9 protein-coding genes are annotated in these 17303 nt (G+C 65.1%); 4 read left to right on the top strand and 5 right to left on the bottom strand.

Annotation, left to right across the window (positions count from 1 at the left end):
• Positions 1-235 precede the first annotated feature (235 nt).
• The 5 genes from VGR67_07235 to VGR67_07215 form a co-directional block, all read right to left on the bottom strand.
• Complete coding sequence (locus VGR67_07235; protein HEV8336189.1) at positions 236-1273, bottom strand: Lpg1974 family pore-forming outer membrane protein; 1038 nt, start codon at positions 1271-1273, stop codon at positions 236-238.
• A gap of 104 nt (positions 1274-1377) precedes the next feature.
• The gene (locus VGR67_07230) at positions 1378-3498 is read right to left on the bottom strand and encodes an APC family permease (protein ID HEV8336188.1); all 2121 of its coding nucleotides are present in this window, start codon (positions 3496-3498) and stop codon (positions 1378-1380) included.
• 226 nt (positions 3499-3724) lie between these two features.
• A complete protein-coding gene (locus VGR67_07225; protein HEV8336187.1) occupies positions 3725-5890 on the bottom strand; it encodes a sodium-translocating pyrophosphatase in 2166 nt (721 codons plus the stop codon).
• Positions 5891-6121: 231 nt separating this feature from the next.
• Positions 6122-8662, bottom strand: coding sequence for a hypothetical protein (locus VGR67_07220; GenBank protein HEV8336186.1), 2541 nt, complete (start codon positions 8660-8662; stop codon positions 6122-6124).
• A 1092-nt stretch (positions 8663-9754) separates the two neighbouring features.
• Positions 9755-10324 (bottom strand): hypothetical protein, encoded by a 570-nt coding sequence (locus VGR67_07215; protein HEV8336185.1) that lies wholly within the window; start codon positions 10322-10324, stop codon positions 9755-9757.
• Positions 10325-10481: 157 nt separating this feature from the next.
• Between VGR67_07215 and VGR67_07210 the strand changes: the two genes are divergently transcribed.
• From VGR67_07210 to VGR67_07195, 4 genes are all read left to right on the top strand, one after another.
• Positions 10482-11042, top strand: a complete 561-nt coding sequence (locus VGR67_07210) for a hypothetical protein (GenBank protein HEV8336184.1) — start codon at positions 10482-10484, stop codon at positions 11040-11042.
• Positions 11043-12148: 1106 nt separating this feature from the next.
• A complete protein-coding gene (locus VGR67_07205) occupies positions 12149-13063 on the top strand; it encodes a hypothetical protein (GenBank protein ID HEV8336183.1) in 915 nt (304 codons plus the stop codon).
• A gap of 124 nt (positions 13064-13187) precedes the next feature.
• Positions 13188-15185, top strand: coding sequence for a hypothetical protein (locus VGR67_07200; GenBank protein ID HEV8336182.1), 1998 nt, complete (start codon positions 13188-13190; stop codon positions 15183-15185).
• A 1498-nt stretch (positions 15186-16683) separates the two neighbouring features.
• Positions 16684-17298 carry a hypothetical protein gene (locus tag VGR67_07195; GenBank protein HEV8336181.1) on the top strand — a complete coding sequence of 205 codons (615 nt, stop codon included), beginning with the start codon at positions 16684-16686 and terminating at the stop codon, positions 17296-17298.
• Positions 17299-17303: the final 5 nt, after the last annotated feature.

The raw sequence follows: 17303 nt of genomic DNA, 5'->3' as shown, positions 1-17303 counted from the left end.
GTCGACCGCCTTGTCCGGAGCCCGTCCTCGGACGCGCCACCCCTGCAGCGTAGACCAGTTGAACAGGAAGGACAACAGGCATGATGCTGCCGCTGAATCTCAAGGATGATGCGAACGCCCGGCCAAGGAGACCCGGAGGTACCCGCGATTCGCAAGGGGCCGGGGGTGGAGGTACGCGGCAGACTGGGAGGCTGGACGGAGGCGAGGGGCGCGCGGGGAATCCGGCGTCGGGCAGCTAAGGTGCGGCGAGGCGCTGGGAGCCGAAGCGGAAGATGACGCCGGCATTGAGGCTGTTGAAGGAGACGCTGTCGCGGCTCCGCCCCGACGCAAGCGGAAAAAAACTAGTGCGCGGGGGATTGGGATCCCGCACGAAACCTTCCCAGCTCGAGGCAGAGTAGCCAATGTAGACGGTCAGCATGCCGGAGGTCCAGGTCCCCCGCAAGTCGAGGTCGATGATCTTCCCGAGCGCCGAGTCGTCCTCACCGCGATTGCGCTCCGACGAGGTCGTGGGACCGGAAAGCTCGGTGATGCCCTGGAACGAGTTGCCTTTCGAGTCGGCCTGGAGCAGGCTGACGGCAAGCCCTCCTTCCATGCCGAAGTGTTCCGTGAAGCCGAAGGTTCCCCGGCCTCCCACCTTGACGCCGAAGGCGTCGGAATCGAGGTGCCTTGTCTGGCGGACCGAATAGTAGTATCCGTAAGTGTCGACTCCATCCAGGTCGAGGGACCGATCCTCTTCGAAAGAGGCGGTGCGCAGACCGGCGAGCCAGCGGAACGTGAACTTCTCTCCCACGTCGAGCGCGCGGGAGTAGTCCACATCCAGGGTGCTCGCCTTTAAATTGGAGCCGGCCCGCGTCGTAGCCCCGCTGAGGTGGGTGGGTAGGCCGTAGAAGCCGTAGCCAAACAGGGTGGGATAGACGGCCGCACTCGGGGACTTGGACTCTTTGTCGTCGTTGTCGAAGGTCCAGTAGGAAACCTCCAGGCTTCCCATGTCGAGGCCGAAGTTGTACCCGCCGGAGATACGATAGGTAAGATCGGTGTCGTTGTCGAGAATGAGCCGGGAGCCCTCGACCGCCGGTGACGTCGCACTGAGGAAAGCGTATTCCTGATCGAGTCCGGTAGGCTGCGTCAGGGCAACCTCCAGCGCCAGCATCCATCCCTTCAGCTCGTCGTTGGCCGCCGCCGAGGCGCCGGTCGGCGCCGCGAGCGCCAGCAGCGCGGCGAACGCCCATCCCGTCGCGACCCGTCTCACGACCCGGCCCCGAGTTCCTGCCAACGTCTTCTCCCACGCGGACGATGATGAGGACGGCGCCCCTTATAGACCGCCCGGAGCGGCGAAGTCAAGCGCCGGGCGGCCGGACGGCGATTTTTTGCCAGGCTTCAGGCGGGCGCCGGGCCGGCCGGAGAGGGCGGCACCACGCTGAGCGGGGAATCGGGCCCGGTGCGGAGCGGAACGATCGTCATCGGGAACCCTTTCCACTGCAGGCGCCTCTGGACCTGGAAGGCGGTCTCGTTGTGGAGGATCCGCTGCCACCAGCTCTCCCGCTTCCAGATCAGCTTTCCCCCGAAGAACATCACCCGCGGGAACTTCTTCGAGACCTCGATGCACATCCGGTAGATCTCCTCCACCGCGTCGGTGCCGACGCCGACCATGCCGGCGGCGTTCCACCCCAGCTTCCGCGCGAGATCGACGTACTTGGCCACCGAGACTTCCGCCTGCTTCCGTAGCGCCTCCACCTCCTCCTTCCCCTTGAAGTGGCCCGAGTCGATCACGGCGGCCGAGACGAACACGACGTTCTTGAAATAGTCCGGGAACATCCTCTGGATCGAGAGCAGCGAATGGATCCCGATGCCGTCGTAGTCGCGGACCATCAGGACCGCGGTCGGCTGGGCGGGATCGGGCTCCCCGCCGTGCAAGTCCTCCGGGTGGATGTGGAGGAAGGCGTGATCCAGGCGCCGGACCTGGAGCAGGACCTTGCGGTAATGGCCGCGCACCCAGACGCAGAAGGCGATCAGGCTGCAGGTGATGACGAGCGTCTTCCAGGCGCCTTGCTGAAACTTCTCGACCACCATCGTCGCCAGGATCACCAGGCAGAGCGTCAGCCCCGCGACGTGGACGCTGATGTGGCGCATCCACTGCGGGTCGTTCTTCCTCTGGGAGACCCAGAACCGGCACATCCCGCTTTCCGTCAGCGAAAACGTCAGGAACACGTTCACGGCGTACATGACGACCAGCGTGTCGATGCTGGCCCGCGTCAGCAGGAGCAGCGCGGTGGCGGTCCCTCCGATGAGGATCACGCCGTCCTTGATCGTCAGGCGGTCCGACAAGGAAGCGAAGCGGTGGGGGAGCCATGAGTCGACCGCCATATTGGCCATCACGCGGGGCCCGTCGATGAACCCGGTCTGGGCGGCGACGAACAGCAAGGCGGCCTCGGAGGCGAGGATCAGGACGACGAAGATGAAGCCCACGGGCACGCCCGCCGGCGCCCAGGCCCCGGCGAAATTCTCGGCCAGGACCCCGTTCAGCGTTCGCCCGAGGCGCAGGCTCTCCGGCAGGCTCAGGAAGTTCTGGACGTCGAAAAGCAAGTAGCAGAGCAGGATGCCGCCGGCCGTGAAGGCGAGCGACGCCGCCATCATGGCCATCGTCTTCTTTCCCGTCACCACCTTCGGCTCGCGCATCACCATGATGCCGTTCGAGACCGCCTCGATCCCGGTGAACGTGCCGCCTCCGAGCGCGAACGCCCGGACGAAGATCAGGAACAGTCCCCACGTCCCGAAGGTGCCGATCCCCTGGCTCACGCCGCTCGTGATCTGGCCCGCGATTTCAGGGATCCGCCAGGAGTGCGCCAGCGCCCCACCCAGAATCAGGACGGCGTGCGTCACGAGGAAGCAGAGGAAGATCGGCATCACCATCGTGACCGATTCCTTCACCCCTCGCATGTTCAGGATGATCAGGATCCCCAGGACGGCGATCTCGCACAGCACCTTGAGGAAGTGGTTCGTGCGCAAGACGGCCGGGAACAGGTCGAACAGCGCGTCACCGCCCGCCGCCACGGACACGGTGATCGTCAGGATGTAATCGACCAGCAGCGCGCACCCCGACACGACTCCCGCCCGCTCGCCGAGGAGCTTGGTCGCGACGACGTAGCCGCCGCCGCCCGAGGGGAACTGCTCGATCACGCGCGTATAGGCGTAGGAGATGATGAAGACCGTGATCGCCGTCGCCAGCGCCAGGAACACCGCCAGGTACCATTGCCCCTCCCAGGCCCCGGTGACGGGGTTGCGCGCCATCAGGTTCTTGAAGGCTTCGGCGGGACCATAGGCCGAGGACGACAGGCCGTCCGCTCCCAGGCCGACCCAGGCGAGGAACGCGACCAGAGAAAGGCGGTGGAAGATGCGCGGGTCCTGGACGTTGCGCGGCGCGCCGAAGAGGCGGCGCAGGAGCCGGGAGATCGCGCCGGGCTGATCGGGGGATTCCGCCGGGCGGCGAGGAATCTTCATGAAACGTCAACGCGCCCCCGGCCGGCGGACCGGGGGCGCGGGAAGAAGAAATGGGTCACTTCAAATGCCTGCCACGACCGGACTACCTGTTCCACGGACGGGCTCGGACTTGCTCCGAGACCGGTACGGGCAACAACACTCGATAGGCAGCTTCTCAGTGAGCTCCTGCTCCACGGACGGGGCCGGACTTGCTCCGGACCCGGCCGGGCAACCCTCGACCTAGGTACTACCCAATAAACAACGGCGCCAGCACCAGGGTGATCGTCGAGAGCAGCTTGATCAGGACGTGCAGCGACGGCCCCGCCGTGTCCTTGAAGGGGTCGCCCACCGTGTCGCCGACGACCGCCGCCTTGTGGGGCTCCGACTTCTTCCCCACCACGACGCCGTCCACCTTGAACTCGCCCGATTCGATGTATTTCTTCGCGTTGTCCCACGCGCCGCCGCCGTTGTTCATGACGGTCGCCATGAGAATGCCGGCGATCGTCCCCACCATGAGCAGCCCGGCCACCGATTCGGCGCCGATCTGCCCCGTATGAGAGAGGAACTTGAAGCTGTAGCCTACCGCAACCGGCGTGGCCACGGCCAGAAGCCCCGGCGCGATCATCTGCTTGAGCGCCCCGCGGGTGACGATGTCGACGCAGCGGGCGTAATCCGGCTTCGACGTCCCCTTCATGATCCCGGGATCGGCCTTGAACTGTCGCCGCACCTCGGCGATGACCACCTGCGCCGCCTCTCCCACCGCCCGGATGGCGAGCGCGCTGAACACGAACACGAGGCAGGCGCCGATCAGGCTGCCGACGAAGACCGGGACGCGCGTCAGGTCGACGCCGATGCTCAAGCCGGTGATCTTCTGGACCTCGTCGAGGTAGGCCCGGAACAGGAGGAAGGCCGCGAGCGCCGCCGAGCCGATGGCGTATCCCTTGGTCAGCGCCTTGGTCGTGTTGCCCACGGCGTCGAGCCGGTCGGTCTTCTGCCGGATCGCCTCGGGCTGCTTCGACATCTCGATGATGCCGCCCGCGTTGTCGGTGATCGGGCCGAAGGTGTCCATCGCCAGGATGTAGGCGCAGGGGGCGAGCATTCCCATCGTGGCGATCGCCGTGCCGTACAGCCCGGCGCCGTCCACCCCCTCGAGGCCCATCTTGCCGCACCAGTAGGAGCCCATCAGCGCGGCCGAGATCGTCAGGACCGGCAGGCCGGTGCACTCGAACGCCACCGCGAGGCCGCTGACGATGTTCGTGGCCGGCCCGGTGCGCGAGGCTTCAGCGATCGTCCGGACCGGGCGGTATTTATATTCGGTGTAGTACTGCGTGATCCAGACGAACGCGTAGGCCGTGGCGATGCCGATGATCCCGGCCAGCAGGAGATAGCCTTGATGCACCGCCGTCGCGGCGCCCGCGACCGGCCGCAACAATAAATAGACCGTCGCCGCGAAGCCGCCCATCGCGAGAATCGTCGTCACCAGGTAGCCGCGGTTCAGGGCGTTCATCGGGTCTTCGTCCTCGCGGCACTTCACCGTGAAGACCCCGGCGATCGTGGCGATGAGCCCGAAGGCGCGCGCCAGCAGCGGGAAGAGGATTCCCCCCATCCCGAAGACAGGGTAAAGCGCGATCCCCAGGATCATCGCGCCGATGTTCTCCGCCGCCGTGGACTCGAACAGGTCGGCGCCGCGGCCCGCGCAGTCGCCGACGTTGTCCCCGACGAGGTCCGCGATCACGGCCGGGTTGCGCGGATCGTCCTCCGGGATCCCCGCCTCGACCTTGCCGACGAGATCGGCCCCGACGTCGGCCGCCTTCGTGTAGATCCCGCCGCCGAGCTGCGCGAAGAGCGCCACGAACGAGGCCCCGAATCCGAATCCCACGATCTGCAGCGGCACGTGGTGGAAGTCCTCCATCCCGCCGAAGATCCAGAAGAGGCCGCCGACGCCCAGCAGGCTCATCGACACGACGCTTAGCCCCGACACCGCGCCGGCCCGCAGGGCGAGCTGCAGCGCGCCGTTGAGGCTCTTCATCGCCGCCGTGGCGGTGCGGATGTTGGCCCGGATCGAGACGAACATCCCGATGTAGCCCGCGATCGCCGAGCACAGCGCCCCGACGATGAAGGAAAGGGTGATCCGGAAAGCGGTGCCCGATCCCATCTCGGCGATGTTCTTCACGTCCCGGTTGTAGAAGTAGAAACCGAAGATAATCAGGGCCGCCACGACCGACAGCATCCCGATGGTCCGATACTGCCGCCGCAGGAACGCTTCGGCCCCTTCCCGGATGGCGTCGGAGATCTTGATCATCTCCGGCTTGCCGGTGTCGGCGCTGAGGACCTGGCGGGCAAGAAGCGCCGCCACCGCCAGTGACAAGACGCTGATCGCCAGGACAATCGGCAGAACGATATTGACGTCCATCAGGATCCCCTTTGACTCCCTCATTAAGATGTACGGAAGGGCGGCCGAACCCCTCGGGTCGAGAGCAAACCTCCCCGGGTCATCCGAAAAAGAGGCGAACCTGGGGAAGGGTGGCCGGATCTTCTACAGCAAAAGGGGTAGGCAATTCAAGTGGATCCCCGACGAGACGGCGGGGAACCCTCTAAAAGCGGCCCCCGCGGCCCGATTCGGCGCAGCGCCCCGCGCCTCCCTTCACGGGCAGGCGGGGGAGAGGCGCTCGACGAGCTGGGAGCTTTCTCCCCAGGTTCCGGCGGCACAGGCGTTTCGGCCGCGCACCATGTAGTAGATCGCGGCTCCGGCTTGGGGAATCGCCGGATCGACCGCCGTCGTGGCGCTCAGGCCGCAAGCCAACGCCGAAGAGCCGGCCGTTCCGGCGGTGGGAAGAGAAGACAGATCTCCGGCGGCGACGTCGTACACCGTCCCCGGCCCGGCCTGTCCACCCAGGCTCGGCCAGAAGAGCAGCGCCCCGCCGTCCGGCCCGTCCTCGACCACGACCGGGCTCACCTCCAAAGGAGGCGAATAGGCGCTTGGATCGGCGAGCGCGCAGTCATGGTTGTTGTCGACGCCGTCGGCGTCGCCGTCCGCCGGAGGAAGCTGATTCAATTCATAGGTGAAGACGGAGCGCCCGTGCGTGCCGGCAAAGAGAGTGCGCCTCGCCTCGTCCAACGCGAGGTCCAGCACGACGACGTAGGGCATCCCGCCGTTCATGATCGACCAGGTCGCCCCGCCGTCGTCGCTCAGGTGAACCCCCAGGTCGCTCCCCACGAAGAGCCGCCCGCGCCAGGCCGGGTCGGGGAGGATGGTGTTGATGGGAACCTGAGGAAGAGTCCCGCTCAAGTCGGCCCACGTCGCCCCGAGATCCCTGGTCACCCGGACGTAGGGCAGCCGGTCCCCCTGCCGGTAGCCGCTGACGGTCAGGTAGGCCGCCGATGCGTCGAAGGGATCCCCGGCGATGTCCGTGACCCAGTAAGCCGGCCCTGCGGGGTTGACCTGCTGCCAGGAGGATCCGGAATTCCCGGAGACCCAGACGTTCCCATCATCCGTGCCGGCCCACAGGATCCGGCCGTCCACCGGCGATGGAGCGACCACCGTGATCGTCCCTTCGATGAGTCCTTGAAGGTGGTCCGCCCCGCCGTCACGGCTGGCGCGCAAGGGGAGGGATGGACCCGAAGGACCGTTGGTGAGATCGGGGCTGATGGGACTCCATGAGAGCGCCGAATCGAGGGAACGATAGACCCTCTGGGTGGCGGTAAAAAGAGTGGTGGGGCTCGCCGGGTCGATCGCGATGGGGGCGCTCCAGTTCCTGCGCTCGGACGGATCGATTCCCGTCGTGGCCAGCGCCCACGAGGTTCCGCCGTTGGCCGAACGGTAGATGGCGCCGTACTGGCGCTCGGCGACGACGAGATTGGAGTCGACCGGGTCCACCTCGCACTGCAGACCGTCTCCGGACAGAATTACCTGCCAGTCGGCCGCCCCTCCCGTGGCGGTGAGAATCGTTCCGGTGTCCTGCGAGCCGATCCATCGCCGCTGCGGCTGGGCGCGATCGATTCCCAGGTCGTAGACCTGGGTGATGGGCAGCGTCGCCGCTTGCGTCCAGGAGGAGCCGCTGTTCCGGCTGCGGAAGAAGCCGGCGTCGTTTCCTCCCAGGAGGAGGCGGCCCGCGATGAGCAGATCGTGCCAGTCCGGATGGACCGCGGGGGCGATCACCGTGAAGCTCACGCCGCCGTCGGTCGACTTGAGCAAGGCAACGTCCAGAAGGTAGACGACATTGGAGTCGGCGGGATCGACGCGGATGTTTCCGAAGTAATAGCCGAAATCGCCCAGAGGAGCGGTGGTGTTGACCAGGGTCCAGGAGTCGCCGGCATTCGCCGTCTTGGTGACGCCGAGCAGAGTTCCCTGGCTGCTGAGGATCAGGGCGTAGACCGTGCTCGGTTGCGAGCGGGAAACTGCGAGACCGATCCGGCCGACGTTCGACCCCGCCGGCAAACCGTTCGTGAGCCGGCTCCAGCTGTCGCCGCCGTCGACGGAGCGATAAATCCCGCTTTCGGGCCCCCCGATGTACCAGGTCGAGCCGAGACTCTGGCGCTGCCAGATCGCGGCGTAGATCCGGCTCGGCGCGGCCGGATCGATGGCGACGTCGATTCCCCCGGCGTCGTCCGCGACGAACAGGACTTTGCTCCAGCTGGCGCCTCCGTCGGTGGAGCGGTAGATCCCCCGGTTCTCATCTCGGTTGAACCAATCCCCGCCCGCGGCGACGAACACCCGCTGGGGGTTCAACGGATCGATCGCCATCCTGCCGATGCGCCGGACTTCTCCGAGACCCAGGTTCGTCCAGGTCGCCCCTCCGTTAGTCGTCTTGAAGACTCCTTCTCCGTCATAGGAGAAGCCGCCCCCGTTGTCTTCGCCCGTTCCGGCGTAGACGATGGCCGAGTCGCTGGGATGGGTCGCGAGCGAGCCGATCGAAAGCGCGGTCTGGGCGTCGAAGACCGGAGTCCAGCTCACCCCGCCGTCGATCGAATGGAACACTCCTCCTTCCGCGCTTCCGAGCCACAGCCGATCGGTGTCGTGGGGATCCAGGCCGACCGCCGTGACCCGTCCTCCGATGTTCGCCGGTCCCGCGCCGACCCAGAGTCCCGGAGCGGCGGCGAGGAAGCCCCGAGCCTTCGCGGCGTCGAGCGCCCGGGCGCGGGCCCGCGGCGGGATGCCTTGGCGTCCGCTGAGCCGCTGTCCCATGAACCACCGATCCGGCGGCTCGTGCCGCGCCGCGCGTACCGGAATAAGGGCTTCGGTGGGGAGCGCGGCGTGGAGGTTCGGCGGCCGAACCTGCTCCCCAGTGAACACGAGTAGAAAGGCCCCGACGAGCCCCAACGCACAGATTCTGGCAGCCTGACCGATATCCCTCATCGGCACTCACCTGGAAGATTGGCCCGGCTCCGAGTCCCGGCGCTCCAAACTCATCGGGCCTTGCTCTTCAGGGTCTTATTACGGCGATAGGGGCTGTTGACAAGGGGAATTGCGCGGGAGTAGGCTGCGAGTCAGAGTCCAGACAAATCACTCCCCCCCGTCCGGTCCGTGCCGGAGGCCGCGCCCGCCCGAAGCGTCCTCATGGAGGTCCCTCATGAAGGCCGACCCCGCCTGTCGTTTCGTCCGCTTCGTCGCCGCGCTCCCCGTCCTGCTTCTGCTCAGCCTGGGGAACGTCTTCGGCGCTGAAGCGCCCGCCGCCCTGGAAGCTACCTGCCCCTCCTGTGACGACTTCAACGGCTGCACCATCGACTCCTGCGACGCGACGACTGGAACCTGTCGCCACGATCCATTGATTTGCGAAGATGACGGCGATCCATGCACCGTCGATATATGCCAGTCGTTTCCTGGGAGTACTTTCCATACCTGCCACCATTCCCCGGCGGTAGGGGCGCCGTGCAACGATGGGAACTCCTGCACGATCGGAGAGACCTGCCAAAACATAGTGGGCGGTGGGATGGAGTGCCGCGGCACGATTCAGCCCGAGGGAACCGCCTGCGAGGACGGAAACGCCTGCACCTCTTCCGACACCTGCAGTGTGGAAGCTATTTGCGTCGGGACGTCTTCCGCCGTGGGAAGCCCGTGCGACGATCACAACCTGTGCACCTCGGACGAGGTTTGCGTCGCGTCTCCCGCCGGTCCGCCGACGTGCGTCGGAGCTCTTAAGAACTGCGATGACGCGGATCCATGCACACAGAACGTCTGCGATCCGGGAACAGGCCAATGCGCTCCCGTGAATTGCAACGACGGAAACCCCTGCACAGCCGACTCGTGCGACGCGGCTACCGGCCAATGTGTCCGGACTTACGTCACCGGCGGCTGCAGCGACGGGAACCCATGCACGTTATCGGATTCCTGCAGCTCGGGGAACTGCACGCCCGGGACGCCCAACCCCTGCAGCGATGACAGATTCTGCACGCGTGACACGTGCTCCCCGAGCACGGGCTGCATCAGCTTCCCTGACAACAGTCTCTGCCCCCCGGACAGTGCTTGCGCACATTGGGTTTGCAATGGCTGCAACTTCACAGGAGGTTTTTGCTCGGGTGGTTGCCAGAACCTGACCTCGGGGGGGTTCAGGGAATGCGACGGAAACCCGTGCACTATCTTCGATGAATGCGTCCGCTCATTCTGCAGGCCGGGCTCCCCAACAAAATGTTTGGACAGCAACCCCTGCACGGATAATCTCTGCGATCCGGCGACGGGCAACTGCTCCTTTCCCAACAATACCACTCCCTGCAACGACGGAAACGCGTGCACGGCGGGAGACGTTTGCAGCAACGGCACGTGCCAGAGTGGAACGCCGGTGAGTTGCGACGATGCCAATGCGTGCACTGCCGACTCCTGCGGCGCGACCGGCTGCGCGCATTCCGACATCACCGCCTCCTGCAACGATCAGGACGTTTGCACGATCGACACCTGCGATCCGGGCTCGGGTTGCGTCCACCAGCCCGTTACCAGCCAGACCACTTGTGGTGTGGGAGCCTGTCGGCGCACAGTGGACATTTGCATCGGCGGAGTCCCCCAGACCTGCGTGCCTGGCGCTCCTACCCCTGAAGTCTGCAACGGGATCGACGACGACTGCGACGGCTTGGTCGATGAGAACCGGGTCCAGATCGATTGCACGATCAGCCCCGCCACCATGAACTTGAACTCCCAGGGCGGCAGCGTCTCGATGACCTGCAAGCTCCAGGACGTCTGCGATCCGGCGAATCCGTTTCCGATCTCGGGCTCGACCGTGAGCCAGGTCTACGTTTCAAGAGTGGACAGCGCCGATGATCCCGGCGACGACGTGACGCTGCCGGATCCGTTGACGCTTCCGTGCCCCGACCCGGTCCTGGGCTTTCTGTACGAGAGAGGGATCTCCGAGAACCTGGAGGCGCGCGACGTCTCCAACGCCAACGTCACGTTCAAGTTCAACCTGCCGAGCGACGGCGACTGCGCCACGCTGGACGGCAATCGGCAGGACATCGCCGCACGGCTCGCATCCGTGCCCGACAACACCAGCGCCACGATCTGCATCTCCGGCAAGGCCGGAGCCGCGGACTTCCAGGCATGCATGCTGGTTCTGGTGAAGAACAAGGGTCTGCGGTGAGAGTCGGGAGGGATTATCGCGGTTGAGCGAGCGTCGGTCGCGCGAGACTGCGGGCAGGCAGTCTCGAACAATTGCCTCGCGATGGCCCGTTCGTAAGCAACCGATTGGAGAACAAATCCGATGAAAACCGCGCCTGCCTGTCGTCGCCTCCTCTGCTTCATCTGTGCGCTCCCCGTCCTGCTCCTGCTCAGCCTGGGAAACGTCTTTGCTACCGGAGGGCACGCCGCACTGGAAGTTACGTGCCCCTCGTGTAACGACTTCAACGCCTGTACCATCGACTCCTGCGATACCACCACCGGCACCTGCCGCCACGATCCGCGCGACTGTGAGGATCGCAATCCCTGCACGACCGACCTTTGCGTTCCGATTGGGACGTCATTCTTCAGTTGTAACCATCCTGTGGCCGCAGGAACTTCTTGTAGCGACGGCAATTCCTGCACCCAGGCCGACACCTGCCAGAGCGTCATAGGGGTCGGCTTCGTCTGCGCCGGGACGGGCCAGCCTTCGGGCACGACCTGCGACGATGGGAACTCCTGCACCACCGCGGACACTTGCGACCAGAACGGCCAATGCACCGGCGCTCCTGCCTCAATCGGGAGCCCCTGTGACGACCAGAGCCTCTGCAGCTCCAATGATGTGTGCGTCACGTCTCCGAGCGGCTCGCTGGTGTGCGCCGGGACGGCGAAGGACTGCGGCGACGCGAACCCCTGCACCCAGGACGTCTGCGATCCCGCGACGGGACAGTGCGGCAATCCTGCGGTCAACTGCAACGACGGCAATGCCTGCACGGGCGATTCCTGCGACCCGGCCACGGGGCAATGCGTCCGAAGCTTTCTGACGGGCAGCTGCAACAACGGAGATGTTTGCACCGTCTCGGACTTCTGCAGCGGAGGCAACTGCACTCCCGGCTCGCCTAATCCTTGCGCCGATTCCTATGACTGTACCCGGGACGAATGCATAACGGGCGTCGGATGTTTTCACACTCCCGACGACAGCCTCTGCCGGCCGAAAGACGCCTGCAATGACTGCGTTGTCAGGCGAGCTCGTCCTCCAATGGCGGCTGCGTCAACTTCGTCCACAGCGGCGTTGCCGAGTGTGACGGAAACGTGTGCCAGCTCGATTTCTGTTTCGCGGGTACGTGCCTTCCCAACGCTGGAGGCCAGCCGCTCTGCAGCGACAGCAACAGTTGCACCCAGGACCTTTGCGACCCCGCCACGGGAACCTGCGGGGCGCATGTTCCGATCAGCTGCGATGACGGCAACGCCTGCACCGCCGATGCCTGCTCCGTGTCGGGCGGCTGCACCCACAGCCAGATTTCCTGCGATGATGGCAGCGTCTGCACCGCGGATAGTTGCGATCCGGCGACGGGATGCGCGCACCAGCCCGCCCAGACCACCTGCGGGGTCGGGGCATGTCGTCGCACCGTCGACAACTGCCTCGGAGGAGTGCCCCAGGAGTGCGTCCCGGGAGCGCCGAGCGCCGAGATCTGCAACTGGATCGACGACGATTGCGACGGCCTGGTCGATGAGAACCGCGTCCAGATGGATTGCACGATCAGCCCCTCCACCATGAACCTGAACTCTCAGGGCGGCATCGTCTCGATGACCTGCAAGCTCCAGGACGTCTGCGATCCGGCGAATCCGGTTCCCATCCCGGGTTCGGCCTTGAACCGGGTCTACGTTTCCCGAGTGGACAGCGCCGACGATCCGTCGGACGACGTGACGCTGCCTGATCCGGAGACGCTTCCTTGTCCGGATCCGGTCCTCGGCTACTCCTACGAGCGGGGGATCGTCGAGAACGCGGACGCGCGAGACGTTTCGAACGCCAACGTCACCTTCAAGTTCAACCTGCCGGCCGACGGCTATTGCGGGACGCTCGACGGCAACCGGCAGGACGTCGCCGCGCGGCTCGCCTCCGTGCCGAACAACACCAGCGCCACAATCTGCATCGCGAGCAAGTTCGACGGCGCCGACGTCCAGGCGTGCGTGCTGGTCCTGGTGAAGAACAAGGGCCTCAGGTGAGAACTGATCGCGCAGAGTGCCGTCTCCTGGGAACTGCATGCCCGGCGCGCCCAAGCCGTGTGGTAGGTGCGCAGGGCAAAAGGCGCTGCAAAGGGGTGATCAACTCGTTTTATGGGGAATCCACATGAAGGCCGACCCTGCGTTTCGCAACCTCTTTCTTGCTCCAGCGTTTGCCGTCCCGGTTCTTTTCGCCTGCGGATTCGCCCTTGCGGCTGACAATCCGATCGCTTTGGAGTTGACCTGCCCTTCCTGCGACGACCTGAACATCTGCACGGTCGATTCCTGCGATACGAGCACGGGAACGTGCCGGCACGATCCGCTCAACTGCGACGATCAGAATCCGTGTACGCAGGACAGCTGCCTTTCCACGGGCCCGAATTCGGGGTTCTGCGTTCACCCCAACCTGTCCTCCGGCAGCGCGTGCAGCGACGGGAATCCCTGCACTCAGGGCGATTCGTGTCAGGGCAGTGCGGGAACGACGTTCCATTGTGTGGGCACGAGCCAGCCGCCGGGGGGGAGCTGCGACGACGGCAATGCCTGCACGACTTCAGATACTTGCGATCTGTCGGGGGCGTGCGTAGGGACCCCAAGCTCCCTGGGAGCTCCTTGCGACGACCAGAGTCTCTGTACCACCAACGACATTTGCGTCGGGTCCGCCGGCGGCCCGATCTGCGCGGGAGCCTTGAAGGATTGCGGTGACGGGAATCTCTGCACGCTGGATCGATGCGATCCCGCGACGGGGCAGTGCGCCAATCCCCCCGTCGACTGCAACGATGGCAACGTATGCACCGGCGATTCGTGCGATGCGGCTACCGGACAATGCGTCCGGACCAGTGTTACTGGCTCCTGCTCCGACGGCGATCTCTGCTTCACGTCGGACTTCTGCAGCGGAGGCAACTGCGTCAGCGGCAGCGTGCCGCTCAACTGCAATGATGCCTATTCCTGCACGCGTGACACGTGTCTGCCGAGCTTTGGATGCTCCCAGCACATCCGTGACGACAGTCTCTGCGGCGGCTTCCCCCACGATGGCTGCAACGACTGGTTCTGCCAGGCCTTTTCGCCCTCGAACGGCGGATGCACAAACCGGATCGGCCGAGACATTCTTCACGAGTGCGATGGCAACCATTGCACGCTCGATGCGTGTGACATCTTTTCGCATTGTGTCATAGTGCAGTTCTTTTGCGCCGATGGCAATCCGTGCACCGACGATACGTGCGAGCCGGACACGGGCACCTGCACCGGACACGTCAACAACACCAGCCCCTGCAGCGACGGGAACGCGTGCACGGCGGGAGACGTCTGCAGCAACGGCACGTGCCAGAGCGGCACTCCACTGAGTTGCGACGATGCAAACGCGTGCACCGCCGACTCCTGCTCTGCTGGCGGCTGCGCCCATACCGACATCACCTCTTCCTGCAATGACCAGAGCGTTTGCACGACCGACAGCTGCGATCCCGCGTCGGGGTGCGTCCATCAGCCGGTCACCAGCCAGATTACCTGTGGATTGGGAGCGTGCCGGCGCACGGTGGACACCTGCGTCGGCGGAGTGCCGCAGCAGTGCGTGCCGGGAACCCCAACGGCCGAAGTCTGCAACGGAGTCGACGACGATTGCGACGGCTTGACTGATGAGAACCGGGTGCAGGCGGACTGCGCCATCAGTCCGTCCACTTTCAACCTCAACTCTCAGGGCGGGAGTGTCTCGATGACCTGCAAGCTCCAGGACGTCTGCGATCCCGCGAACCCTGTGCCGATCTCCGGCTCGACCGTCAGCCAGGTATACGTTTCCCGGGTCGACAGCGCCGACAATCCCGGCGACGACGTGACGCTGCCCGATCCCTCCACGCTTCCCTGTCCCGATCCGGTCCTCGGCTTCCTGTACGAGCGAGGGATCTCCGAGAACCTGGAGGCGCGGGACGTCTCCAATGCCAACGTCACGTTCAAGTTCAACCTGCCGAGCGACGGCGACTGCGCCACGCTGGACGGCAACCGGCAGGACATCGCCGCGCGGCTCGCGGCCGTTCCGGACAATACCAGCGCCACGATCTGCATCTCGGGCAAGGCCGGAGCCGCGGACTTCCAATCGTGCATGCTGGTCCTGGTGAAGAACAAAGGTCTGCGGTGAAGACGGGAAGGATTGTTGCGGTTGAGCGAGCGCTCCTGAAGAGAGCCGTGGGTCGCGCGAGACTGCGGGCAGGCAGTCTCGAGGAATTGCCTTGCTGCGCACCGGTTCGGAAACAACCGATTGGAGAACAAATCCGATGAAAACCGAGCCTGCCTGTCGTCGTTTTCTCTGCTTCATCTGGGCGCTCCCCGTCCTGCTTCTGCTCAGCCTTGGGAACGTGTTCGCGGCCGGAGGATCCGCCGCCCTGGAAGCTGCTTGCCCCTCCTGTGACGACTTCAATTTCTGCACGGTCGATTCCTGCGACACCAAGACAGGCACCTGTCGGCATGTTCCGCTCAGTTGTGACGAGGGCAATCCATGCACCCAGGACAGTTGCACTAATCTGAGCGCGGGCAGGGGTTTCTGCAGCCACATCGACCTGTCGCCGGACACGGCTTGCAGCGACGGGAATCCTTGCACTCGGAATGATTCGTGCCAAAGCGTTTCCGGGTTGCCCTTCGCCTGCGTGGGAACGAGCCAGCCTGCGGGAGCTGCCTGCGACGACGGAAACTCCTGCACCGCTTCGGACATCTGCGACCAGGCTGGTCAATGCGCCGGCGCTCCTGCCCCAATCGGAAGCCCCTGTGACGACCAAAGCCTCTGCACTTCCAATGACACTTGTGTCGGGTCTCCGGGCGGCCCGCCGGCTTGTTCGGGGTCTGTCAAGGACTGCGGCGACGGCAACCTGTGCACGCAGGACCTTTGCGATCCGGCGACGGGGCAGTGCGCCAATCCGTCCGTCGACTGCAACGATGGCAACGTATGCACCGGCGATTCGTGCGATTCGGCTACCGGACAGTGCGCGCGGACCTTCCTCACGGGAAGCTGTAGCGACGGAGATTTTTGCACGTCCCTCGACTCGTGCAGCGGTGGGAATTGCTTCGGTGGCCCTCCTCCCAACTGCCAGGACCCATTTCTTTGCACCCATGACTCTTGCTCCAATGATCTCGGTGGCTGCGTCCACTCCGCCGACAACAGTCTCTGCCCTTCGAACACCGCGTGCGCCACTTGGATTTGCAATGGGTCCACAAGTCCCGGAAGTATCGGCGGTTGCGGAAACACCCACCCCCAGGGTCCGCAGGAGTGTGACGGCAATCTTTGCACGATCGATTTCTGCCAACGCGGGGCGTGCATCGCAACCAATCTGTGCAGAGACACGAATCCCTGTACGACGGAGTCCTGCGATCCCGGCACCGGCATCTGCCTGCACATCAACAACGCCAATCCTTGCGACGACGGCATCGCCTGCACGACGAGTGACCAATGCAGCGGCGGCACTTGCCAGGGAACGAGCCAGAATTGCGATGACGGGAATGCCTGCACCGCCGACTCGTGCACCGGCACCGGTTGCGCCCACATCACTGCTTCCTGCGACGACCAGAACATCTGCACCACCGACTCGTGCGCTCCCGCGTCGGGGTGCGTCCATGAGCCCTTCGCGGGCCAGACCAGCTGCGGCGTGGGTGCCTGCCGCCGAAGCGTCGACTGTGTCGATGGAATTCCGCAGACCTGCGTCCCGGGAGCCCCGACCGCCGAAGTCTGCAACGGCATCGACGACGACTGCAACGGCCTGACTGACGAGAATCGCGTGCAGGCGGACTGCGTGATCAGCCCCTCGACGATGAATCTCAGCTCGCAAGGCGGCATCGTCTCGATGACCTGCAAGCTCCTGGACGTCTGCGATCCCGCGAACCCGGTGCCGATCTCCGGCTCGACCGTGAGCCAAGTCTACGTTTCAAGGGTCGATAGCGCCAATGATCCCGGCGACGATGTGACGCTGCCCGATCCTTCCACGCTTCCCTGTCCCGATCCGGTCCTCGGCTTCCTGTACGAGCGAGGGATCTCCGAGAACCTGGCGGCGCGGGACGTCTCCAATGCCAACGTCACCTTCAAGTTCAACCTGCCGGCCGACGGCGACTGCTCCACGCTGGACGGCAACCGGCAGGATATCGCCGCGCGGCTCGCGGCCGTTCCGGACAATACCAGCGCCACGATCTGCATCTCGGGCAAGGCCGGAGCCGCGGACTTCCAATCGTGCATGCTGGTCCTGGTGAAGAACAAGGGGCTGCGCTGAGATTC

The organism is Candidatus Polarisedimenticolia bacterium (genome assembly GCA_036004685.1).
In the GTDB taxonomy this organism is placed as follows: domain Bacteria; phylum Acidobacteriota; class Polarisedimenticolia; order Gp22-AA2; family AA152; genus DASYRE01.
This window is presented reverse-complemented; position numbering and strand designations above follow the sequence as displayed.